The organism is Pseudomonas subflava, assembly GCF_023823685.1.
Lineage (GTDB): Bacteria > Pseudomonadota > Gammaproteobacteria > Pseudomonadales > Pseudomonadaceae > Aquipseudomonas > Aquipseudomonas subflava.
On the sequence record NZ_JAMXBF010000003.1, the window covers coordinates 196,516 to 217,350 of the forward strand.

Annotated in this window: 19 protein-coding genes and 1 riboswitch; of the genes, 12 read left to right on the plus strand and 7 right to left on the minus strand. The window is 67.6% G+C overall.

Features of this window, described 5'->3' with window-relative positions; translation table 11 throughout:
* Positions 1–94: 94 nt before the first annotated feature.
* Entirely contained in the window at positions 95–1,243 is a 1,149-nt protein-coding gene (locus NF616_RS04355; protein WP_252271834.1) for a TDT family transporter, read from the minus strand.
* Between the two features lie 106 nt (positions 1,244–1,349).
* On the opposite strand from NF616_RS04355, the gene NF616_RS04360 reads away from it, so the two are divergent.
* From NF616_RS04360 to ligB, 5 genes are all read left to right on the plus strand, one after another.
* Entirely contained in the window at positions 1,350–2,240 is an 891-nt protein-coding gene (locus tag NF616_RS04360; RefSeq protein WP_252271835.1) for a LysR family transcriptional regulator, read from the plus strand.
* 46 nt (positions 2,241–2,286) lie between these two features.
* On the plus strand, positions 2,287–3,294 hold the full coding sequence (locus NF616_RS04365) for an ArsR/SmtB family transcription factor (protein ID WP_252271836.1): 1,008 nt from the start codon (positions 2,287–2,289) through the stop codon (positions 3,292–3,294).
* A gap of 9 nt (positions 3,295–3,303) precedes the next feature.
* Positions 3,304–4,494 (plus strand): methionine adenosyltransferase, encoded by a 1,191-nt coding sequence (gene metK, locus NF616_RS04370; RefSeq protein WP_252271837.1) that lies wholly within the window; start codon positions 3,304–3,306, stop codon positions 4,492–4,494.
* A 143-nt stretch (positions 4,495–4,637) separates the two neighbouring features.
* On the plus strand, positions 4,638–5,024 hold the full coding sequence (locus tag NF616_RS04375; protein ID WP_252271838.1) for a DUF1090 domain-containing protein: 387 nt from the start codon (positions 4,638–4,640) through the stop codon (positions 5,022–5,024).
* Between the two features lie 64 nt (positions 5,025–5,088).
* Entirely contained in the window at positions 5,089–6,747 is a 1,659-nt protein-coding gene (gene ligB, locus NF616_RS04380; protein WP_252271839.1) for an NAD-dependent DNA ligase LigB, read from the plus strand.
* Between the two features lie 227 nt (positions 6,748–6,974).
* On the opposite strand, the gene NF616_RS04385 is transcribed toward ligB, so the two are convergent.
* A complete protein-coding gene (locus NF616_RS04385; protein WP_252272469.1) occupies positions 6,975–7,424 on the minus strand; it encodes a c-type cytochrome in 450 nt (149 codons plus the stop codon).
* A 63-nt stretch (positions 7,425–7,487) separates the two neighbouring features.
* Positions 7,488–7,892, minus strand: a complete 405-nt coding sequence (locus NF616_RS04390) for an acyl-CoA thioesterase (RefSeq protein ID WP_286674909.1) — start codon at positions 7,890–7,892, stop codon at positions 7,488–7,490.
* A 236-nt stretch (positions 7,893–8,128) separates the two neighbouring features.
* Positions 8,129–8,236, plus strand: a riboswitch (S-adenosyl-L-homocysteine riboswitch).
* A 23-nt stretch (positions 8,237–8,259) separates the two neighbouring features.
* On the opposite strand from NF616_RS04390, the gene ahcY reads away from it, so the two are divergent.
* The 4 genes from ahcY (at position 8,260) to rhlE2 (ending at position 14,103) form a co-directional block, all read left to right on the plus strand.
* A complete protein-coding gene (gene ahcY / locus NF616_RS04395) occupies positions 8,260–9,648 on the plus strand; it encodes an adenosylhomocysteinase (RefSeq protein WP_252271840.1) in 1,389 nt (462 codons plus the stop codon).
* Positions 9,649–9,707: 59 nt separating this feature from the next.
* Positions 9,708–10,553 carry a methylenetetrahydrofolate reductase [NAD(P)H] gene (gene metF, locus NF616_RS04400; protein WP_252271841.1) on the plus strand — a complete coding sequence of 282 codons (846 nt, stop codon included), beginning with the start codon at positions 9,708–9,710 and terminating at the stop codon, positions 10,551–10,553.
* Positions 10,554–10,661: 108 nt separating this feature from the next.
* The gene (ppnN, locus tag NF616_RS04405) at positions 10,662–12,038 is read left to right on the plus strand and encodes a nucleotide 5'-monophosphate nucleosidase PpnN (RefSeq protein WP_252271842.1); all 1,377 of its coding nucleotides are present in this window, start codon (positions 10,662–10,664) and stop codon (positions 12,036–12,038) included.
* Between the two features lie 202 nt (positions 12,039–12,240).
* Entirely contained in the window at positions 12,241–14,103 is a 1,863-nt protein-coding gene (gene rhlE2, locus NF616_RS04410; protein ID WP_252271843.1) for an RNA helicase RhlE2, read from the plus strand.
* A 201-nt stretch (positions 14,104–14,304) separates the two neighbouring features.
* Here rhlE2 and NF616_RS04415 read toward each other — a convergent pair whose 3' ends face one another.
* Together NF616_RS04415 and NF616_RS04420 are read right to left on the minus strand one after the other, a co-directional pair.
* On the minus strand, positions 14,305–14,880 hold the full coding sequence (locus NF616_RS04415; RefSeq protein ID WP_252271844.1) for a YceI family protein: 576 nt from the start codon (positions 14,878–14,880) through the stop codon (positions 14,305–14,307).
* Between the two features lie 18 nt (positions 14,881–14,898).
* Positions 14,899–15,453 (minus strand): cytochrome b, encoded by a 555-nt coding sequence (locus NF616_RS04420; protein WP_252271845.1) that lies wholly within the window; start codon positions 15,451–15,453, stop codon positions 14,899–14,901.
* Between the two features lie 180 nt (positions 15,454–15,633).
* Between NF616_RS04420 and NF616_RS04425 the strand changes: the two genes are divergently transcribed.
* From NF616_RS04425 to NF616_RS04435, 3 genes are all read left to right on the plus strand, one after another.
* A complete protein-coding gene (locus NF616_RS04425; protein WP_252271846.1) occupies positions 15,634–17,040 on the plus strand; it encodes an adenosylmethionine--8-amino-7-oxononanoate transaminase in 1,407 nt (468 codons plus the stop codon).
* Between the two features lie 87 nt (positions 17,041–17,127).
* A complete protein-coding gene (locus NF616_RS04430) occupies positions 17,128–17,847 on the plus strand; it encodes a 16S rRNA (uracil(1498)-N(3))-methyltransferase (RefSeq protein ID WP_252271847.1) in 720 nt (239 codons plus the stop codon).
* Positions 17,848–18,067: 220 nt separating this feature from the next.
* The gene (locus NF616_RS04435; protein ID WP_252271848.1) at positions 18,068–19,561 is read left to right on the plus strand and encodes an alanine/glycine:cation symporter family protein; all 1,494 of its coding nucleotides are present in this window, start codon (positions 18,068–18,070) and stop codon (positions 19,559–19,561) included.
* Between the two features lie 58 nt (positions 19,562–19,619).
* On the opposite strand, the gene NF616_RS04440 is transcribed toward NF616_RS04435, so the two are convergent.
* Both NF616_RS04440 and NF616_RS04445 read right to left on the minus strand, forming a co-directional pair.
* Positions 19,620–20,228, minus strand: a complete 609-nt coding sequence (locus NF616_RS04440) for a LysE family translocator (RefSeq protein WP_252271849.1) — start codon at positions 20,226–20,228, stop codon at positions 19,620–19,622.
* A 118-nt stretch (positions 20,229–20,346) separates the two neighbouring features.
* Positions 20,347–20,820, minus strand: coding sequence for a chemotaxis protein CheW (locus NF616_RS04445; RefSeq protein WP_252271850.1), 474 nt, complete (start codon positions 20,818–20,820; stop codon positions 20,347–20,349).
* Positions 20,821–20,835: the final 15 nt, after the last annotated feature.

The window sequence follows — 20,835 nt, forward strand, 5'->3', positions numbered from 1 at the left end:
CGCAGAATCTCCTGGGGGGACGGGTCACGGTAAAAAAGGCGCGTATTTTCGCCCAGCCGGCCCTCCAGGGGCAATGACAGATGGTCGAACGCCCTCAATCGGCGCTGAACACCCCGTGCGCGCGGCTCTGCGGCCCCTCCAGACAGGGCGCCTCGAACAGCTCGCCATGCCACACCCCGCGCAGGGTGCGCTGCAGCACCAGCAGCCAGACGGCCGCCAGTTGCACCGCCAGCACCAGCCCGACCAGGGCGAAGAAGCGCAGGTCGGTGAGCCGCGCCAGCTCGAAGGTGGCCAGGGTGAACACGCCCAGCGGGAAGGTGAAGCCCCACCAGCCGAGGTTGAACGGCATGTTGTCGCGGATGTAGTGACGGGTGAAGAAAATCGCCGTGACCAGCCACCACAGCCCCGCGCCCCACAGCGCCAGGCCGCCGACCAGGCCGAGGCCGCTGGCCACGTCGGCGGCACCAGCCAGCGCGGTGCCGGCGAAGGCGGCCGGCGCGTCCTGGCCCATGGTCAGCAGACCCAGGCAGCCGGTGGCCAGCGGCCCCAGCGGCAGCCAGCTGGTGGCGGCGAAGTCGGTATCCGGCAGCTTGTGCAGGGCCAGGCGCAGCAGCACCAGGGTAATCAGCGAGAAGGCCAGCGACAGCGACATGCCCCAGAGCACGAAACCGACCGACAGCATCAGCCGCGCCGAGGCCGGATCCAGATGCGGCGCCAGGCCGCCGGCCGCGCCGGCCGCCACCTCGGGCGCGACGATCGGCAGCAGCCAGACCGCGGTCATCTTCTCCAGCGCGTGGCTCTGCCGGGTGAACATCAGGTAAGGCACCAGCAACGCGCTGCCCAGCGCCATGGCCGCGTCCAGCCACCAGAGCGCATGGGCCAGCTGATAGACCTCCGCCCCCCAGCGCGCCGGGCCGAACTGCACCAGGCCGCCGATCAGCATGGCCAAGCCCATGGGAATCGCGCCGAGGAACATCGACTGCACCGGGTGCAGCAGCATCGGCCAGATCGTCTCGCGGAACACCAGCACCCGCGCCAGGAACAGCAGGCCGAACAAGGTGAACAGCGCCACGCCGAACAGCCACAGCGCCTCGGCCAGCGCCATTTGCCCGGGCAGGCGCCAGGGCAGATGGGCAACCACCAGGGCGAGCACGCCGGTGCCCATGGTCATGGCGAACCAGTTGGGCGTGAAGTGGCGAACGAACGCCCAGGGCTCGGGCAGGCGGGTGAAGGGGCGCGGCATGGAGGCTCCGAAGGGGATAAACGAGGCGCCAAGGCTAGAGAGCCGCTTGCCATATGAAAAATACATATTCAGCATGATCTACATACTTTCTATTTATGCGAATGCCATGAATTTGCATCACCTCAAGGTCTTCCTGGCGGTCGCCCAGGCCCGCAGCATCAGCGCCGGCGCCGCGCGCCTGCACATCAGCCAGCCGGCGGTGACCCGCGAGATCCGCGAACTGGAGGCCAACCTCGGGCTGCCCCTGTTCGACCGCCACCCCCGCGGCGTGCAGCCGACCGAGGGCGGCCAGCGCCTGCTGCAGTTCGCCGAACGCATCTTCGCGCTGGAACAAGCCGCCGAGCGTGACTTGCGCGACCTGGCCGGCCTCGGCCATGGCGAGCTGGCGCTCGGCGCCAGTGCCACCCTCGGCGCCTACTGGCTGCCGCCGCTGCTCAATCGTTTCCGCGCCGACCATCCCGGCGTCTTCGTCAGCCTGCAGGTGAGCAACACCCAGGAAGTGCTGCAGCAGCTCGACGACGCCGTGATCAGCCTCGGCTTCGTCGAGGGCCCGTTCCCCGCCACCGACTATCAGCACCGCCATCTGGCCCGCGACCGCCTGCTGCCGGTGGCCGGCCCCGGCCATCCGCTGGCGGGCCGCCGTGATCTGCCCATGAGCGAGCTGCAGCACCACGAGCTGTACATGCGCGAGCCCGGCTCCGGCGCCCGCGTCAGCATCGAGCAGGCCTACGCCGAACACGGCCTGGAGGCACGGGCGGCGATGGTCGGCGGCGGCACCGAACCGCTGAAGCGCCTGATCGCCAGCGGTCGTGGCATCGCCTGGCTGTCGCAACTGGTGGTGGAGGAAGAGCTGGCCGACGGTCGCCTGGTGCAGCTCGACGTGCACGACCTGCGCATCGAGCGCGACCTGCACGTGCTCTGGCGCCAGGGCAGCCAGCTCAATCCCGCGCCCGCCGCATTCCTGCAGCTGATCGAAGGCAATATCAAAACTTTTTGATATTGCTGTTGCTGTATGAAAAATGACCGACTAGACTGCGCCCCCCATGAACCTGCGCGTCCCTCAGCTCCGCTTCGAGCCCGCCGATGAACTGGCCGCCCTGTGCAAGGCCGGCGGCGACCCGCTGCGCCTGAACGTGCTGCGGGCGCTGGCCAACGACTCGTTCGGCGTGCTGGAGCTGGCGCAGATCTTCGCCACCGGCCAGTCGGGCATGAGCCATCACCTCAAGGTACTGGCCCAGGCCGGCCTGGTGGCCACCCGCCGCGAGGGCAACGCGATCTTCTATCGCCGCGCCCTGCCCCAGGGCGAGCTGCTCGGCGGCACCCTGCATGGGGCGCTGCTGGAAGAGGTCGACGGCCTGCGGCTGCCGGACGAGGTCCAGGCGCGCATCGCCGCCGTGCATGCCCAGCGCGCCGCCGCGAGCCGCGACTACTTCGCGCGCACGGCGGACAAGTTCCAGGCCCAGCAGGACCTGATCGCCGGGCTGCCGCAGTACCGCGACAGCGTGCTGGCCCTGCTCGACGCCCTGGGCTTCGCCCCGGCGGCGACGGCCCTGGAGGTCGGCCCCGGCGACGGCGGCTTTCTCCCGGAACTGGCGCGGCGCTTCGCCCGCGTGGTGGCGCTGGACAACAGCGAGGCGATGCTGGAACTGGCGCGCCAGCGGTGCGCCAAAGAACGACTGGGCAATGTCGAGCTGCAGCTCGCCGATGCCCTGAACGACGAGATCGGCGCCGCCGACTGCGTGGTGGTGAACATGGTGCTGCACCATTTCGCCGCCCCGGCCGAGGCGCTGAAACAGCTGGCGCGCCTGGTGAACACCGGCGGCAGCCTGTTGATCACCGAGTTGTGCAGCCATGACCAGAGTTGGGCCAGGACGGCCTGCGGCGATCTCTGGCTAGGCTTCGAGCAGGAAGAATTGGCCCGTTGGGCCGATGCCGCGGGGCTCACGCCCGGCGAGAGCCTCTACATTGGCCTCAAGAACGGCTTTCAGATTCAGGTACGGCACTTCGCCAAGCCGGATGCGAAGCAAACCCGCCAAACCAGGTATGAATAGGATTTTGAAATGAGCGAATACTCCCTGTTTACCTCCGAATCCGTGTCCGAAGGCCATCCGGACAAGATCGCCGACCAGATTTCCGATGCCGTCCTCGACGCCATCATCACCCAGGACAAACACGCCCGCGTGGCCGTGGAAACCCTGGTCAAGACCGGCGTCGCCGTCGTCGCCGGAGAAGTCACCACCTCCGCCTGGGTCGACCTGGAAGAGCTGGTGCGCAAGGTCATCCTCGACATCGGCTACGACAGCTCCGAAGTCGGCTTCGACGGCGCCACCTGCGGCATCGTCAACATCATCGGCAAGCAGTCCCCAGACATCGCCCAGGGCGTAGACCGCGCCAAGCCGGAAGACCAGGGCGCCGGCGACCAGGGCCTGATGTTCGGCTACGCCAGCAACGAGACCGACGTGCTGATGCCGGCGCCGATCCGTTTCTCCCACGCCCTGGTCGAGCGCCAGGCCGAGGCCCGCAAGTCCGGACTGCTGCCGTGGCTGCGCCCGGACGCCAAGAGCCAGGTCACCTGCCGCTACGAGAACGGCCAGGTGGTCGGCATCGACGCCGTGGTGCTGTCCACCCAGCACAACCCCGACGTCTCGCTGCCCGACCTGCGCGAAGCGGTGATGGAGCTGATCGTCAAGCACACCCTGCCCGCCGAGCTGCTGCACAAGGACACCCAGTTCCACATCAACCCGACCGGCAACTTCGTGATCGGCGGCCCGGTGGGCGACTGCGGCCTTACCGGCCGCAAGATCATCGTCGACTCCTACGGCGGCATGGCCCGTCACGGCGGCGGCGCCTTCTCCGGCAAGGACCCGTCCAAGGTCGACCGTTCGGCCGCCTACGCCGGTCGCTACGTGGCCAAGAACATCGTCGCCGCCGGCCTGGCCGATCGCTGCGAGATCCAGGTGTCCTACGCCATCGGCGTGGCCCAGCCGACCTCCATCTCGATCAACACCTTCGGCACCCACAAGATCGCCGAAGACAAGATCATCAAGCTGGTGCGCGAAGTCTTCGACCTGCGCCCCTACGCCATCACCAAGATGCTCGACCTGCTGCACCCGATGTACCAGGCCACCGCGGCCTACGGCCACTTCGGCCGCACCCCGGAGCAGAAGACCGTGGGCGAAGACAGCTTCACCACCTTCACCTGGGAACAGACCGACAAGGTCGACGCCCTGCGCGCTGCCGCCGGCCTGTAAGCCGCACCGCACGCCGCACGAAAAGCCCCGCCTCGGCGGGGCTTTTTCATGCCTGGGATCAAGGCCAGCCCGCGCCATCCGTGCCAGCATGCAACCCTGCCCATACCGCTGCGGTCCATTCTGCAACCCAGGAGGAACCCGTCATGTCCCAGCGCCTACTCGCGAACATCCTGCTCGGCGGCTGCGCCGCCCTGATCACCCTGCCGGCCACCGCCGAGACCGGTGGCTGTGCCGCCAAGCGCGACCACCTGCAGCAGCAGATCGAAGCCGCCCGATCCGCGGGCAACCGCGACCGTCAGGCCGGGCTGGAAAAGGCCCTGAGCCAGGTCGTCGAGCACTGCGACGACGGCGAGCTGCGCAAGTCTCGCGAGGAGGAGGTGCTCGATGCGGAGCACGAAGTGCGCACCCGCGAAGCCGAGCTGCAGGAGGCCCTGAAGCAGGGCGAACCGGCCAAGATCGACAAGCGCCGCGCCAAGCTGGCCGAGTCCCGCGAGGAGCTGCGCGAGGCCCAGGAAGCCCTGCAGCGCTGATTGCGGCACAGCCGTGGTCGCTCGACTAGGCTGTTGCCGGTCACTCTGGAGCAAGGATGCTCGCATGTACCGCCGGATCGCGTCACTCCTGCTGTTCGCCTGCTCCGCGCAGGCCACACCCTGCCCTGACTGGCCCGCCGCCCGGGCCGGCGAGGAAATCGCCACGCTGGAACGGCGCCTCGCCGAATGGGATCACGCCTATCACGTGCAGGGCCGCGCCCTGGTCGACGACGACATCTACGACCAGAGCCGCGCCCGCCTCGCCCAATGGCGCACCTGCTTCGCCCGGCCCGAGGCCTCCGCCGACGCGCCACTGCGCGGGGCTGGCGGCCCCGTCGCCCATCCCGTGGCGCAGACCGGCCTGAGCAAGCTGCGCGACGAAGCCGCGGTGCGCACCTGGATGGCCGGGCGCGACGATCTGTGGATCCAGCCCAAGGTCGATGGCGTAGCCGTCACCCTGATCTACCGGGGCGGCCGGCTGCAGCAGGCGATCAGCCGCGGCGACGGCCGCACGGGCCAGGACTGGACGGCGCGTGCCCGCCTGATCCCGGCGATTCCGCCGCAGCTGCCGCGCGATGAAGAACTGGTTCTGCAGGGCGAGCTGTACTGGCGTGCCGCGGCCCATGTGCAGGCCCGCGACGGCGGCCGCAACCTGCGCGGCAAGGCGGCCGGCGCCATGGCCCGAGGCACACCGGATGCGGCCACGACGGCGGGCGTCGGCCTGTTCGTCTGGGACTGGCCCAACGGCCCGGCAAGCATGGCCGAGCGCCTGCAGGGCTTGCGCGAACTGGGGTTCGCCGACAGCGCCGAACTGACGCTGCCGCTGAGCGGGGTCGAGCAGGCCGGCCAGTGGCGCGAGCGCTGGTACCGCTCCGAACTGCCGTTCGCCACCGACGGCGTGGTGCTGCGCCAGGGCAGCCGCCCCGCCGGCCACGGCTGGGTCGCCGAACCGCCGAGCTGGGCCGCCGCCTGGAAGTACCCGCCGCGCCAGGCGCTGGCGCAGGTACACGCGGTGCAGTTCGAGATCGGCCGCACCGGGCGCATCACTCCGGTGCTGCAGTTGCAGCCGGTGGAGCTGGACGGCCGCCGGATCAGCCGGGTCGGCCTCGGCTCGCTGCAGCGCTGGCAGACCCTGGACGTGCGCCCCGGCGACGAGGTGGCGATTGCCCTGGCCGGCCTGACCATCCCGCGTCTGGAAGGCGTGGTCTGGCGCAGCCGGCAGCGCCCCGAACTGCGCGTGCCGGACCCGGCGCAACACCACGCGCTGAGCTGCTGGCGACCGACGCCCGGCTGCGAGAGCCAGTTCGCCGCCCGCTTGCGCTGGCTGGGCGGCGAGCGTGGCCTGGCGCTTTCCGGCGTCGGCGCCGGAGCCTGGAACAGCCTGCGCCCGCAAAGTTTGCTGGACTGGCTGGAGCTGGATGCCGCCACGCTGGCCGGGCGACCGGGCCTGGGCGCCAAGCGCGCGGCAACGCTGAACGCCGCATTCGCTCAGGCGCGCCAGCGCCCGTTCCGCCAGTGGCTGCTGGCCCTGGGCCTGCCGCCGTACGGCTCGGCACCGCTGGAGGGCGGCTGGGAATTGCTGGCGGCGCGCAGCGCCCGTGACTGGGACGGCTACTCCGGCGTGGGACCGACCCGCGCCACGCAGCTGGCCGCGTTCTTCCGCCATCCCGAAGTGCTGCAGCTGCGCGAGCGGCTGCGTAGCGCCGGAGTAGACGGCTTCTAAGTCGGCGAAGCTCCAGGGTGCACGGCCCAATCCTAGTCATGCGCGGCGCACCCTGCGCGAGCGCAACGCGGGGGCCCAACCGTAGGGTGCGCCATGCGCACCATCGGAGCCGACCGGGGAAGCGCAGCCCTTGGGCGCTCCCGCCTCGACTCGGCGCCGCTCTGGCATCCAATCTTGAGCATCTGGCCAACGGAACGGTGCGCATGGCGCACCAATCGGCCTCGGCGTCAGTAGATGCGGAACTCTTCGTGGCAGGCCTTGCAGGCCGCCTCGACCTTGGCCATCGGCGCGCCCAGGGCCTTCGACTTCAGCGGCTCGATCTGCGCCGCGCCACGCAGTTCGGCGGTCGTCGCCTCGAGGTCGCGGGCCAGTTGCTGGAAGCGCTCCTGGCGCTGCCAGACCTCGTCGCGTGCCTGGCTGTCGCCGGCCTCTTCGCGGACCTGCGGGAAATGCTGCCAGGGCTGGCGCGACAGCTCGTCGAGCTTGATCGCCCCCTCGGCGAAGCGCTGCGCATTGAACGACAGGCGCCCGCGCAGCATGCCGCCCAGGTCTTCGCTGGTACGCAGCATCTCCTCGAACAGCGCCTGGCGCTTGCCCAGCGGCGAGTTGGGGTCGACCCGGTCACAGCCGGCGAGCAGAGTACAGGCCAGCAGGGCCAGGAGCAGTTTGGACTTCATCATCTACAACCGGTCGGTGCGAAGGCCCGACAGTATTGCCAGTCTCCGCCCGCCCGCCAAGCGCTAGGCTGTCGCAGGCTCCTCCTTGAAGCGGTCGCGGATGTAGCTGATCTCGGTCTTGCCGTGGGGCGCGGGCAGGCCGTCCTCGCCGAGATGGACGAACACCAGGCGGTCGATGGTCAGGATGCTCTTGCGGGTGATCTTGTTGCGCACCTCGCAGCGCAGAGTGACCGAGGTGCGGCCGAAATCGGTGGCGGTCAGGCCCAGCTCGATGATGTCGCCCTGGCGCGCCGAGCTGACGAAGTTGATCTCGGAGATCAGCTTGGTCACCACCCTGGGGCTGTCGAGCTGGATGATGGCGTAGATCGCCGCTTCCTCGTCGATCCACTTCAGCAGGCTGCCGCCGAACAAGGTGCCGTTGGGATTGAGGTCTTCGGGCTTCACCCATTTGCGTGTGTGGAATTTCATCGCCACTTCTCCTGTCTGGTCGGTCAGTTTCGAGCGACAGGATGAACCGCGACGGCGGCGCTGTCCCGGCAAGATTTTCAATGGCGCCGATAGTTCGCAACGGGCCCGACACGTACGCGGCGAGGGCGCCGCGCCGGCGCGCGCACCACGGCGACGGAAGACCTTGGGCTGGGCGGCGCGGATGGCTATAATCGCCGGGCTTCACATGGCCGGCTCCGCCCGGTCGTGCCCGCCACCTGTCCGAGGGGCGCTGCAGCAGCCTGAAAGACCTGATTCGAATCAGACTTTCAGCTGTCAGGCTCGGATGGGGCGTTACCCAAACGCATCAACGGCGCCCATTCGCAGACAACGAATGGAGTGCTATTGCATGGCTTTCAACGATTTCAAAGTCGCCGACATTTCCCTGGCCGAGTGGGGCCGCAAAGAGCTGATCATCGCCGAATCCGAGATGCCGGCACTGATGGGCCTGCGTCGCAAGTACGCCGCCAGCCAGCCGCTGAAAGGCGCCAAGATCCTCGGCTGCATCCACATGACCATCCAGACCGGCGTGCTGATCGAAACCCTGACCGCGCTGGGTGCCGAAGTGCGCTGGTCCTCCTGCAACATCTTCTCGACCCAGGACCAGGCCGCTGCCGCCATCGCCGCCGCCGGCATCCCGGTGTTCGCCTGGAAGGGCGAGACCGAGGAGGAATACGAGTGGTGCATCGAGCAGACCATCCTGAAAGATGGCCAGCCGTGGGACGCCAACATGGTGCTGGACGACGGCGGTGACCTGACCGAGATCCTGCACAAGAAATACCCGCAGATGCTCGAGCGCATCCACGGTGTGACCGAAGAGACCACCACCGGCGTGCACCGCCTGCTGGACATGCTCAAGGCCGGCACCCTGAAAGTCCCGGCGATCAACGTCAACGACGCCGTGACCAAGAGCAAGAACGACAACAAGTACGGCTGCCGTCACAGCCTGAACGACGCCATCAAGCGCGGCACCGACCACCTGCTGTCGGGCAAGCAGGCGCTGGTGATCGGCTACGGCGACGTGGGCAAGGGTTCGGCCCAGTCGCTGCGTCAGGAAGGCATGATCGTCAAGGTCTCCGAAGTCGACCCGATCTGCGCCATGCAGGCCTGCATGGACGGCTTCGAACTGGTTTCCCCTTACAAGAACGGCCTCAACGACGGCACCGAAGCCAGCGTCGACGCCGCTCTGCTGGGCAAGATCGACCTGATCGTCACCACCACCGGTAACGTCAACGTCTGCGACGCCGGCATGCTGAAAGCGCTGAAGAAGCGCGCCGTGGTGTGCAACATCGGCCACTTCGACAACGAGATCGACACCGCCTTCATGCGCAAGAACTGGGCGTGGGAAGAGGTCAAGCCGCAGGTGCACAAGATCCACCGCACCGGCGCCGGCAGCTTCGATCCGGCCAACGACGACTATCTGATCCTGCTGGCCGAAGGCCGCCTGGTGAACCTGGGCAACGCCACCGGCCACCCGAGCCGCATCATGGACGGCTCCTTCGCCAACCAGGTGCTGGCGCAGATCTTCCTGTTCGAGCAGAAGTACGCCGACCTCTCCGCCGAGAAGAAGGCCGAACGCCTGACCGTGGAAGTGCTGCCGAAGAAACTGGACGAGGAAGTGGCGCTGGAGATGGTCAAGGGCTTCGGCGGCGTGGTCACCCAGCTGACCAAGCAGCAGGCCGACTACATCGGCGTGACCGTCGAGGGTCCGTTCAAGCCGGACACCTACCGCTACTGATGCACCGGAGGGCGGGACGGCGACGTCCCGTCCTTTTCGTGTCTGCAAGGAACAGATCCATGTCACAAGAACGTCGCTACAGCTTCGAGTTCTTCCCCACCAAGACCGAAGCCGGACATGAAAAACTGATGAACGTGGCCCGCCAGCTGGCCGGCTACAACCCCGATTTCTTCTCCTGCACCTATGGCGCCGGTGGTTCCACCCGCGACCGCACCCTCAACACCGTGCTGCAGCTCGATGGCGACGTCGGCGTGCCGACCGCACCGCACCTGTCCTGCGTCGGCGACAGCAAGGACGAGCTGCGCAGCCTGCTCAGCCAGTACAAGCATTCCGGCATCAAGCGCATCGTCGCCCTGCGCGGCGACCTGCCATCCGGCATGGGCATGGCCAGCGGCGAGCTGCGCTACGCCAACGAGCTGGTGGAGTTCATCCGCAGCGAGACCGGCGACCACTTCCACATCGAAGTGGCGGCCTACCCGGAAGTGCACCCGCAGGCACGCAGCTACGAGGACGATCTGAAGAATTTCGTGCGCAAGTGCCAGGCCGGTGCCAACAGCGCCATCACCCAGTACTTCTTCAGCGCCGACTGCTACTTCTACTTCGTCGAGCGCGTGCGCAAGCTGGGCGTGGAGTTGCCGATCGTCCCGGGCATCATGCCGATCACCAACTACAGCAAGCTGGCGCGCTTCTCCGACGCCTGCGGCGCCGAGATCCCGCGCTGGATCCGCAAGCAGCTGGAAGCCTACGGCGACGACCTGGAGAGCATCCAGGCCTTCGGCGAGCAGGTGGTGACCCAGATGTGCGAGCGCCTGCTTGACGGCGGCGCCCCGGGCCTGCACTTCTACACCCTCAACCAGGCCGAACCGAGCCTGGCCATCTGGAACAACCTCAAGCTGCCACGCTGAGGCGAGCGCGCCGTCGGAGCAACTTCGCGGCGGCGGCGTGATCTCATACCAGACACACCCTGCGCGCCGCCGTTCCGGCGCAGGCGCGCGTCCGACACGGAAGCCTCGATGATTCTGGTACGCAACAAGATCAATGCATCGGTCAGCCCCAAGGGCAGCCTCGAAACCCTCTCCCAGCGCGAAGTGCAGCAACTGCGCGAAACCGGCTCCGGCACCATATACGCCCTGTTCCGCCAGTGCGCGCTGGCCATCCTCAACACCGGCTCGCACAGCGACAACGCCAAGACCATCCTCGAGGCCTACCCCGACTTCGAGGTGATCATCCACCAGCAGGACCGCGGCATCCGCCTGGAGCTGCGCAACGCCCCGGCGGACGCTTTCGTCGACGGCGAGATGATCGCCAGCACCCGCGAGATGCTGTTCAGCGCCCTGCGCGACATCGTCTACACGCAGAGCGAGCTGGAAAATCAGCGCATCGACTTCGAGAGCTCCCAGGGCATCACCGACTACGTCTTCCACCTGCTGCGCAACGCCCGCACCCTGCGCGCCGGCGTCGAGCCGCGGATGGTGGTGTGCTGGGGCGGGCACTCGATCAGCAGCGAGGAATACAAGTACACCAAGAAGGTCGGCCACGAGCTCGGCCTGCGCCGCCTCGACGTCTGCACCGGCTGCGGCCCGGGGGTGATGAAGGGGCCGATGAAGGGCGCCACCATCGCCCACGCCAAGCAGCGCATTCTCGGCGCCCGCTACCTGGGCCTGACCGAGCCGGGCATCATCGCCGCCGAGGCGCCCAATCCGATCGTCAACGAGCTGGTGATCCTGCCGGACATCGAGAAGCGCCTGGAAGCCTTCGTCCGCGTCGGCCACGGCATCATCGTCTTCCCCGGCGGCGTGGGCACGGCCGAGGAATTCCTCTACCTGCTGGGCATCCTCACCCACCCGGACAACGCCGAGATCCCCTTCCCGGTCGTGCTCACCGGCCCGCGAAGCGCCGAGCTGTACTTGCAGCAGCTGCACGACTTCATCGGCGCGACCCTCGGCAGGGCCGCCCAGCAGCGCTACAAGATGATCGTCAACGATCCGGCCGAGGTATCCCGGCAGATGGCGGCCGGCATCAAGGAAGTGGAGCAGTTCCGCCGCGAGCGCAACGATGCCTTCCACTTCAACTGGCTGCTGAAGATCGACGAGGGCTTCCAGCGCCCCTTCGAGCCGACCCACGCCAGCATGGCCGCGCTCAACCTCTCCCGCGACCAGCCGCTGCACCAGCTGGCGGCCAACCTGCGCCGCGCCTTCTCCGGCATCGTCGCCGGCAACGTAAAGGCCCACGGCATCCGCATGATCGAGGAGCACGGCCCCTACGAGATCCGCGGCGACCAGGCCATCATGCAGCCACTCGACCGCCTGTTGCAGGCCTTCGTCGAGCAGCACCGCATGAAGCTGCCCGGCGGCAGCGCCTACGTGCCCTGCTACCGGGTGATCAGCTGAGCGCGAGACGGGCCAAAAGCTCCGACGAGGAGCTAGCGGCCCGACCGCATTGCTCTGTTATACTCCGGGCACCCGCCAGGCTTGCGCCCGGATGCTCGGCAACCCATCGCCCAGCAGTACCGGACGGGATCGTTCAGCGAGAGCGATTCAAGCCAGGCAACTTCCCCATCGGGCCTTCGCCCCATTTTTGACAGGATGACTCATGTCCTTTGCTTCCCTCGGTCTCTCCGAGGCATTGGCCGGCGCCGTTGAAGCCGCCGGCTACGCCCAGCCCACTCCGGTGCAGCAGCGGGCCGTTCCCGCCGTGCTGCAAGGCCGCGACCTGATGGTCGCCGCCCAGACGGGTACTGGTAAAACCGCAGGCTTCGCCCTGCCGATCCTGGAGCGCCTGTTCCCGGGCGGCCATCCGGACCGCGAACACCGCCACGGCCCGAAACAGCCGCGCGTGCTGGTGCTCACCCCGACCCGCGAGCTGGCGGCCCAGGTGCACGACAGCTTCAAGATCTACGCCCGCGACCTGCCGCTGGTCAGCGCCTGCATCTTCGGCGGTGTCGGCATGAACCCGCAGGTCCAGGCCCTGGCCAAGGGTGTCGACCTGCTCGTCGCCTGCCCCGGCCGCCTGCTCGACCTGGCCGGCCAGGGCAGCGTCGACCTCTCCCGCGTGGAGATCCTGGTCCTTGATGAAGCCGACCGCATGCTCGACATGGGCTTCATCCACGACGTGAAGAAGGTCCTCGCGCGCCTGCCGGCGCAGCGCCAGAACCTGCTGTTCTCGGCGACCTTCTCCAAGGACATCATCGCCCTGGCCACCAAGCTGCTGCACGATCCCGAGCGCATCGAGGTGACGCCGCCGAACACCACCGTCGAGCGCATCGAGCAGCGCGTGTTCCGCATTCCGGCCACGCACAAGCGCGCCCTGCTGGCGCACCTGATCACCCTCGGCACCTGGGAACAGGTGCTGGTGTTCACCCGCACCAAGCACGGCGCCAACCGCCTGGCCGAGTACCTGGACAAGCATGGCCTGCCGGCCGCCGCGATCCACGGCAACAAGAGCCAGAACGCGCGCACCAAGGCCCTGGCCGACTTCAAGGCCAACCAGGTGCGCATCCTGGTGGCCACCGACATCGCCGCCCGCGGCCTGGACATCGACCAGCTGCCGCACGTGGTCAACTACGAGCTGCCCAACGTCGAGGAAGACTACGTCCACCGCATCGGCCGTACCGGCCGTGCGGGGCGCAGCGGTGAGGCCATCTCGCTGGTGGCGCCGGACGAGGAAAAGCTGCTCAAGGCCATCGAGCGCATGACCAAGCAGCAGATCCCGGACGGCGACATGCAGGGCTTCGACCCGGCCAGCGTCGAGGTGGAGAAGCCGGAAGCCCGCGGTCCGCGCCCTGAGCGCCAGCCGCGTGCCGACAAGCCGCGCCACGAACCCAAGCGCGAGGCCAAGGCCGACGGCGAAGCCGGCGACGGCCAGGGCAAGAAGCGCAAGCGTCGTCGTGGCAAGGGCAAGGGCGCCGGTGAAGGCCAGCCGCAGGCCCAGGCCCAGCAGCCGCAGCAGAACCAGCCGCGTCAGGCGCGCAAGCCGGCCTCGCCGCAGGGCCTGCCGCCGGAGCGCGATCCCGAGGAGTTCCTCGACGACGACTTCGACAACTTCGGCAACCGCGCCGACTACGTCAGCCCCAACCCGCCCAAGGCGCCGGGCCGTAATCAGCGTCGCGGCGGTCAGGGTCAGGGCGGTCAGGCCCGCGGCCAGGGTGCTCCGCGCCAGGGCGGACAGGGCGGCCAGAAGCCGGCCAAGTCCGGCCAGCGCCAGGGCGGCCAAGGCCAGGGGCAGAACCGCGGTCGCGGAGGCCAGGGCCCGCGCGGCAACGGCGGCATGCGCCGCGACGAGCCGCGCTATGAGCGCCAGGAGCCGGTGCAGGACAACCGCGCCACCAAGCAGCCGCTGATCATCCGCAAGGGTGAGCGCCTGCCGACCATGGAGCAGCTGGAGAGCCTGCAGGACAGCCGTCCGCGTGGCGAGAAGCCGGCGCTGCTGACCCGCAAGAACGAAGCCGCGGAGTAATCTTCCGCGCCATGAAAAAGCCGGCCCAAGGGCCGGCTTTTTTTGTGCCACCCGAAAGTGGCGAGGGTTTAGCGAGCCAGAGCCAGGCTAGGCCTAGGCGGCCCCACGAAAAGGGCCGAGGGCGCGGACTTTACAGGTAGTAATGAGCGCACCCAAGGGGCCTTCTCCAACGACGCATGGCCGACGCGCAGCAAACCCGGTTTACTGCCGAACGCCTTCGACGGACAGGATCAGCTCCACTTCCTGGGAAGCCGGGCCGAGGTCCTTCTGGATGTCGAAGTCCTTCAGCTTCAGCTTGGTGCTGCCCTCGAAGCCGGCGCGGTAGCCGCCCCACGGGTCGCTGCCTTCGCCGAGGAACTTGGCGGCGATCACCACCGGCTTGGTCACGCCGTTCAGGGTCAGGTTGCCGGTGATGTCGGCAGTGCCTTCGCCGGTGCTCTTCACCGAGGTCGACTCGAAGCTGGCGGTCGGGTGCTTGTCGACGTTGAGGAAGTCACCGCTGCGCAGGTGCTTGTCGCGCTCGGCATGGTTGGAGTCGACGCTGGCGGTGTTGATCTTGACGCTCACCTTGCTGGCTTCCGGCGCCTTGGCGTCGAAGCTGAAGCTGCCGTCGAAGTCCTTGAAGGTGCCGTACAACCAGCTGTAGCCCAGGTGGCTGATCTTGAAGTTGATGAAGGCGTGCTGGCCCTGCTTGTCGATGGCGTAGTCGGCAGCCATGGCCTGGCCGGCGAACAGTGCGGCACCCAGGGTCAGGGCGGCGAGGGATTTTTTGAGCATTAACGGTCTCCTTGTGGGTTACTTGCCGGTGCGCCCGAACATGCGCACCAGGGTGGCGTCACGGTCAACGAAATGGTGCTTGAACGCCGCCAGGGCATGCAGGCCGGCGAAAATCACCAGGGCCCAGGCGAGGTACTCGTGGATAGCGCCGGCGACATCGGCCTGATCCGGAATGCCGGCCAGCGTGGCCGGCACCTCGAACAGGCCGAACACGGCGATGCCGCGGCCGTCGGCGGTGGAAATCAGGTAGCCGCTGATCATCAGTACGAACAGGGCCAGGTAGAGAAACCCATGGCCGGCCTTGGAGGCCAGGCGGGTGGCCGCGCCATGGTTGGCCGGCGCGGGCGGCGGCGGGCTGACCAGGCGCCAGGCGACACGGCCGAGCATGACCACGAACAGCAGGATGCCGATGCTCTTGTGCAGGTCCGGCGCCGTGCGATACCAGGTGCTGTAGTAGTCCAGGCCGACCATCCACAGGCCGAGGCCGAACAGGCCGAACACCGCCAGCGCCACCAGCCAGTGCAACAGGATGCTGACCAGGCCGTAGGTGGAATTCGAGTTGCGCCACTGCATGAAAGAAATCCGAAGCGGGGAATGGGAGAAGCCTAGCGGCAAACGCATCGATTAAAAGCGGAATTTTTCGCTGCGAAATATCGAGTAACCAGATGATTGCCCGACTCCGGGCTCGCCGTGACGGCCTGTCCGCGCCAGCCTTCTGATAGGCTCACGCCCCTGTCGTAGCGGAGATGAGTCATGAGCCAGAACGCCCAGTGGATGCAGCGCGACCTCGCCGTGCTGTGGCACCCCTGCACCCAGATGAAGGATCACGAGCGCCTGCCGCTGATCCCGATCAAACGCGGCGAAGGCGTATGGCTGGAAGACTTCGACGGCAAGCGCTACCTCGACGCGGTCAGCTCCTGGTGGGTCAACGTGTTCGGCCACGGCAACCCGCGCATCAATGCGCGCATCAGGGAACAGCTGGAGAGCCTGGAACACGTGATGCTGGCGGGCTTCACCCACGCGCCTGTGGTCGAGCTATCCGAGCGCCTGGTGCGCATCACCCCGGCAGGGCTGAACCGGGTGTTCTACGCCGACAATGGCTCCTCGGGCATCGAGGTGGCGCTGAAGATGAGCCACCACTACTGGATCAACACCGGCAAGCCCGAGAAGAAGCGCTTCGTCACCCTGACCAACAGCTACCACGGCGAGACGGTGGCGGCCATGTCGGTGGGCGACGTGGCGCTGTTCACCGACACCTACAAGGCGCTGCTGCTCGACACGATCAAGGTGCCGAGCCCGGACTGCTACCTGCGTCCCGAGGGCATGGGCTGGGAAGAGCATTCGCGCACCCTGTTCGCCGCCATGGAGCAGACCCTGGCCGAGCATCATCACGAGGTCGCCGCGGTGATCGTCGAGCCGCTGATCCAGGGCGCCGGCGGCATGCGCATGTACCATCCGGTCTACCTCACGCTGCTGCGCGAGGCCTGCGACCGTTACGGCGTGCACCTGATCCACGACGAGATCGCCGTGGGCTTTGGCCGCACCGGGACGATGTTCGCCTGCGAGCAGGCCGGCATCACCCCGGACTTCCTGGTGCTGTCCAAAGCGCTCACCGGCGGCTACCTGCCGATGGCCGCCGTGCTGACCACGGACGAGGTGTACAGCGCTTTCTACGACGACTACGCCACCCTGCGCGCCTTCCTCCACTCGCACACCTACACCGGCAACCCGCTGGCCTGCGCCGCCTCCCTGGCGACCCTGGACATCTTCGAGCAGGACAACGTCATCGAGAAAAACAAGCGGCTGTCCGCGCGTATGGCCAGTGCCACCGAGCACCTCAGGGACCACCCGCACGTGGCCGAGGTACGGCAGACGGGCATGGCCCTGGCCATCGAGATGGTCCAGGACAAGGCCGGCAAGGTCGCCTACCCCTGGCAGCAGCGCCGCGGCCTGGCGGTGTACCAGCATGCGCTGACGCGTGGCGCCCTGCTGCGCCCGCTGGGCAGCGTGGTGTATTTCCTGCCGCCCTACGTGATCACGCCGGAGGAGATCGACTTCCTCGCCGAGGTGGCCAGCGAAGGCATTGACCTCGCCACCCGCGAATCGGTGAGCGTGTCCATGCAGGCCGATCTGTATCCCGGTTTTCGCGATCCGGGCTGAAATGTAGGGTGCGCATGGCGCACCCTACAAAAGCGCCCTTCCCGGCTTTAAGCTTGCCGCTTTCCTTCAACCTCTCGTAGCCCTTTCATGCGTCTATCCCGCTTCTTCATCCATGCCCCGCTCGCCCTCGGCCAGCACGAACTGCCCGAGGCCCAGGCCCATTACATCGGCCGGGTGCTGCGCCATGCCGTGGGCGACGCCGTGCAGCTGTTCGACGGCAGCGGCCAGGAGTACCGCGGCGAGCTGATCGAGGTGGGCAAGAAGGCCGTGCGCGTCGAGCTGCGCGAGCAGTTCGACGGCCAGGCCGAGTCGCCGCTGCGGGTGCATCTCGGCCAGGGCCTGTCGCGCGGCGAGCGCATGGACTGGGCGATCCAGAAGGCCACCGAGCTGGGTGTCAGCGAGATTACCCCGATCGTCTCCGAGCGCTGCGAAGTGCGCCTGAAGGACGAGCGCGCCGACAAGCGCCTGGCCCACTGGCGCCAGGTGGCGATCAGCGCCTGCGAGCAGTGCGGCCGCTCGGTATTGCCGGTCATCCACGCGCCGCAGACGCTGGCCGAATGGCAGGCCGGCGTCGCGGCCGATCTGAAGCTGGTCCTGCATCCGGTGGCGGCGCCGCTGGAGAGCCATGCCAGGCCCCAGAGTCTGGCCTTCCTGATCGGCCCCGAAGGCGGCCTGACCGAGGCCGAGGTCGAGCAGGCCGGGGCAGCCGGTTTTCACCCCGCACGCCTGGGCCCGCGGGTGCTGCGCACCGAGACGGCGCCGGTGGTGGCGCTGGCCGTCGCCCAGCAGCTGTGGGGCGATTTCTAGCGCGCGTGTCGCCTGGACGTAACAAGATGTGACTTCAGCGAATGGCAAGTGCGTCCGCCTCTGGCATGCTCTGCGCGCCGACGGCGGTCCGCATCCATAATCGCGCCGCCTTTGCCGAGGTCGACACGTATCGTGCCGACCTCACTCCAATAACAATTTGCCGGGACCCGGACCTTTCAAGAGAAGGCCGCACCCCGTCCCGGGCCAACAGGAGCACTCAATGAACGAACTGGTCTCGACATTAAACGGGCTGGTCTGGAGCCCGGCACTGATCTATCTGTGCCTCGGCGTCGGTCTGTATTTTTCCCTGCGCGGCCGCTTCCTGCAGGTTCGCCACTTCAAGGAAATGATCCGCCTGATGTTCAACGGTCGCACCGATGAACACGGCATCACCTCCTTCCAGGCGCTGACCATGACCCTCGCCGGCCGCGTCGGTACCGGCAACATCGCCGGCGTCGCCACCGCCATCACCTTCGGTGGCCCGGGCGCGGTGTTCTGGATGTGGATGGTGGCCTTCCTCGGCGCCAGCTCGGCCTTCGTCGAGTCCACCCTCGGCCAGGTCTACAAGGAGAAGCTGGACGGCCAGTACCGCGGCGGCCCGGCCTTCTACATCGAGAAGGGCCTGGGCATCAAATGGTTCGCCTGGGCCTTCGCCATCGTCACCATCTTCGCCTGCGGCCTGCTGCTGCCGGGCGTACAGGCCAACTCCATCGCCTCCAGCGTGCAGACCGCCTTCGACGTGCACCCCAACACCACCGCGGCGATCCTGGCCATCATGCTCGGCCTGATCATCTTCGGCGGCGTCAAGCGCATCGCCCGCTTCGCCGAGTTCGTGGTGCCGTTCATGGCCCTTGGCTACATCCTGGTGGCCTGCGTCATCGTCATGCTGAACATCGAGAAGCTGCCGGAAGTGGTCGCGCTGATCTTCAAGAGCGCCTTCGGTCTGGAAGCCGGCTTCGGCGCCATCCTCGGCCTGGCCATCATGTGGGGCGTGAAGCGTGGCGTGTACTCCAACGAAGCGGGTCAGGGCACCGGCCCACACGCCTCATCGGCCGCCGCCGTCAGCCACCCGGTCAAGCAGGGCCTGGTGCAGGGCTTCTCGGTGTACATCGACACCCTGTTCGTCTGCTCCGCCACCGCGTTCATGCTGCTGATCACCGGCCAGTACAACGTGCAGGCACCTGATGGCAGCGCGCTGTTCACCGGCATCGCCGGCGTCGCCGCGGGCCCGGGCTACGTGCAGACCGCGATGGAGAACATGATGCCGGGCTTCGGCAACATCTTCGTCGCCGTGGCGCTGTTCTTCTTCGCCTTCACCACCATCGTGGCGTACTACTACATCGCCGAAACTAACATCGCCTACATCAACCGCAAGGTGCAGCGCCCGATTCTGACCCTGCTGCTGAAGGTCGGCATCATCGCGGCCACCGTATACGGCACCGTGAAGACCGCCGACCTGGCCTGGGGCCTGGGCGATCTGGGTGTGGGTCTGATGGCCTGGCTGAACATCGTCGCCATCCTGCTGATGCACAAGACCGCGTTCAAGTGCCTGAAGGACTACGAGGCGCAGCAGAAGGAAGGCAAGGAGCCGGTGTTCCACCCGGAGAAGCTCGGCATCAAGAACGCCGACTACTGGGGTACCCGCACCTCCGAAGACAACGCTGCCGCTGACCAGGCCGCCGAGGCCCAGGGCCGGGCAGAAGCCCAGCGCTGAGTCGCAACGTTCTGAACGAGCCCCGGTACCGCAAGGTCCGGGGCTTTTTGTTGGTGGCTCAGAGGCCGCGCAACGTGAGTCCCGCCATCACCAGCAGCATCAGCCCGCAGGCGGCATAACTGACGCGCTGCCAGAGGACCGACGTGTGGCGGCGCAGCCAGTCCACCAGCGCGGCGCAGACGAAGCACCAGAGCAGCGAGGCGAACATGAAGCCGGCGAAGAACACCACCATCTGCGCCTGGCTCGGCGTGCCTTCAACGATGCCGGCCAGCGCGCTGCCCAGGGCGCCCCAGAACACGATGTTCTTCGGGTTGGACAACGACAGCAGTGCGCCCGCGCCGAAGGCGTTGCGCCCCTGCTGGACTCCCTCCGCCTGCACCGGCGGCCGCCAGGCATCGCGCAGGCCTTGGATACCGAGCCAGGCCAGATAGGCCGCGCAGGCCAGAGTCAGCGGCACGCGCACGCTGTCCTGCGCCAGCAGCAGGACCAGCCCGGTCAGGCCGATCAATGCCCAGACCGCATCGCCGATCAGCGAGCCCAACTGCACCAGCAGCGCCGGACGAAAGCCGCCGGTCAGACCGCGGCGCAGGGTTTCGCTGAACACCGCGCCCGGAGACGCGCAGAACGCCAGGCCGAACAGCATGGCGGCGAGAAAGATGGGCAGCATGGGATGTCTCTGGATTGCGCCGGTGCAGACTCGCCGAGGCGTCTTAGCCCGACGCAGAGGGCTGATCGCGTCGGCTCGAATGCGGGGTGGCGTTCGAGCCGTGCGGCGAAGGTGAGCTTCAGATCAGGCCGGCATCCGCCAGCTTCTGCTCCAGGCCGATCAGGTCGGGGATCTTCACCACGGCCTCGCCGAGCTGCACGGCATCCAGCTCCAGCGGGGCCAGCGCGGCGCCACTGGCACGCTGCAGGTTGCCGTCGACCTTCATCGAACGCGGGATGCCCTGCACCAGCAGGGCGATGAACTTGACGCTGTCGCGGCCGCCCATGGCGTTGAGCACGGCCACGCGCACGCCGGGGCCGATCTGCGGCTGCCCGTCGGAGGCTGCCTCGAAGGACAGCAGCGGCAGTTGCAGGTCGCGCCAGGCCACCTGTCCGAGGAACCAGGACGGCAGCCCCGGCGTGACGTGCGGCGGACGGTAGGGAATCAGTTCGGCCACCGCCACGTTGGGCAGCAGCAGGGTGCGGTCGGCCAGCGGCACCAGCAGGCCGGTGAGGCTACTGACACTGTTCTGGCTGGCGATGGCTTGGCTCATGGCGGCTCCTTGAAA

What these genes read in the sequence shown, in the direction of transcription:
- NF616_RS04355 (WP_252271834.1), bottom strand. Translation starts at nt 1,243, where the DNA reads ATGCCGCGCCCCTTCACCCGCCTGCCCGAGCCCTGGGCGTTCGTTCGC.
- NF616_RS04440 (WP_252271849.1), bottom strand. Translation starts at nt 20,228, where the DNA reads ATGCTGCCCATCTTTCTCGCCGCCATGCTGTTCGGCCTGGCGTTCTGC.
- NF616_RS04360 (WP_252271835.1), top strand. Translation starts at nt 1,350, where the DNA reads ATGAATTTGCATCACCTCAAGGTCTTCCTGGCGGTCGCCCAGGCCCGC.
- NF616_RS04415 (WP_252271844.1), bottom strand. Translation starts at nt 14,880, where the DNA reads ATGCTCAAAAAATCCCTCGCCGCCCTGACCCTGGGTGCCGCACTGTTC.
- metF (WP_252271841.1), top strand. Translation starts at nt 9,708, where the DNA reads ATGTCACAAGAACGTCGCTACAGCTTCGAGTTCTTCCCCACCAAGACC.
- NF616_RS04420 (WP_252271845.1), bottom strand. Translation starts at nt 15,453, where the DNA reads ATGCAGTGGCGCAACTCGAATTCCACCTACGGCCTGGTCAGCATCCTG.
- NF616_RS04435 (WP_252271848.1), top strand. Translation starts at nt 18,068, where the DNA reads ATGAACGAACTGGTCTCGACATTAAACGGGCTGGTCTGGAGCCCGGCA.
- NF616_RS04375 (WP_252271838.1), top strand. Translation starts at nt 4,638, where the DNA reads ATGTCCCAGCGCCTACTCGCGAACATCCTGCTCGGCGGCTGCGCCGCC.
- NF616_RS04425 (WP_252271846.1), top strand. Translation starts at nt 15,634, where the DNA reads ATGAGCCAGAACGCCCAGTGGATGCAGCGCGACCTCGCCGTGCTGTGG.
- NF616_RS04390 (WP_286674909.1), bottom strand. Translation starts at nt 7,892, where the DNA reads ATGAAATTCCACACACGCAAATGGGTGAAGCCCGAAGACCTCAATCCC.
- ahcY (WP_252271840.1), top strand. Translation starts at nt 8,260, where the DNA reads ATGGCTTTCAACGATTTCAAAGTCGCCGACATTTCCCTGGCCGAGTGG.
- ppnN (WP_252271842.1), top strand. Translation starts at nt 10,662, where the DNA reads ATGATTCTGGTACGCAACAAGATCAATGCATCGGTCAGCCCCAAGGGC.
- ligB (WP_252271839.1), top strand. Translation starts at nt 5,089, where the DNA reads ATGTACCGCCGGATCGCGTCACTCCTGCTGTTCGCCTGCTCCGCGCAG.
- rhlE2 (WP_252271843.1), top strand. Translation starts at nt 12,241, where the DNA reads ATGTCCTTTGCTTCCCTCGGTCTCTCCGAGGCATTGGCCGGCGCCGTT.
- NF616_RS04365 (WP_252271836.1), top strand. Translation starts at nt 2,287, where the DNA reads ATGAACCTGCGCGTCCCTCAGCTCCGCTTCGAGCCCGCCGATGAACTG.
- NF616_RS04445 (WP_252271850.1), bottom strand. Translation starts at nt 20,820, where the DNA reads ATGAGCCAAGCCATCGCCAGCCAGAACAGTGTCAGTAGCCTCACCGGC.
- metK (WP_252271837.1), top strand. Translation starts at nt 3,304, where the DNA reads ATGAGCGAATACTCCCTGTTTACCTCCGAATCCGTGTCCGAAGGCCAT.
- NF616_RS04430 (WP_252271847.1), top strand. Translation starts at nt 17,128, where the DNA reads ATGCGTCTATCCCGCTTCTTCATCCATGCCCCGCTCGCCCTCGGCCAG.
- NF616_RS04385 (WP_252272469.1), bottom strand. Translation starts at nt 7,424, where the DNA reads ATGAAGTCCAAACTGCTCCTGGCCCTGCTGGCCTGTACTCTGCTCGCC.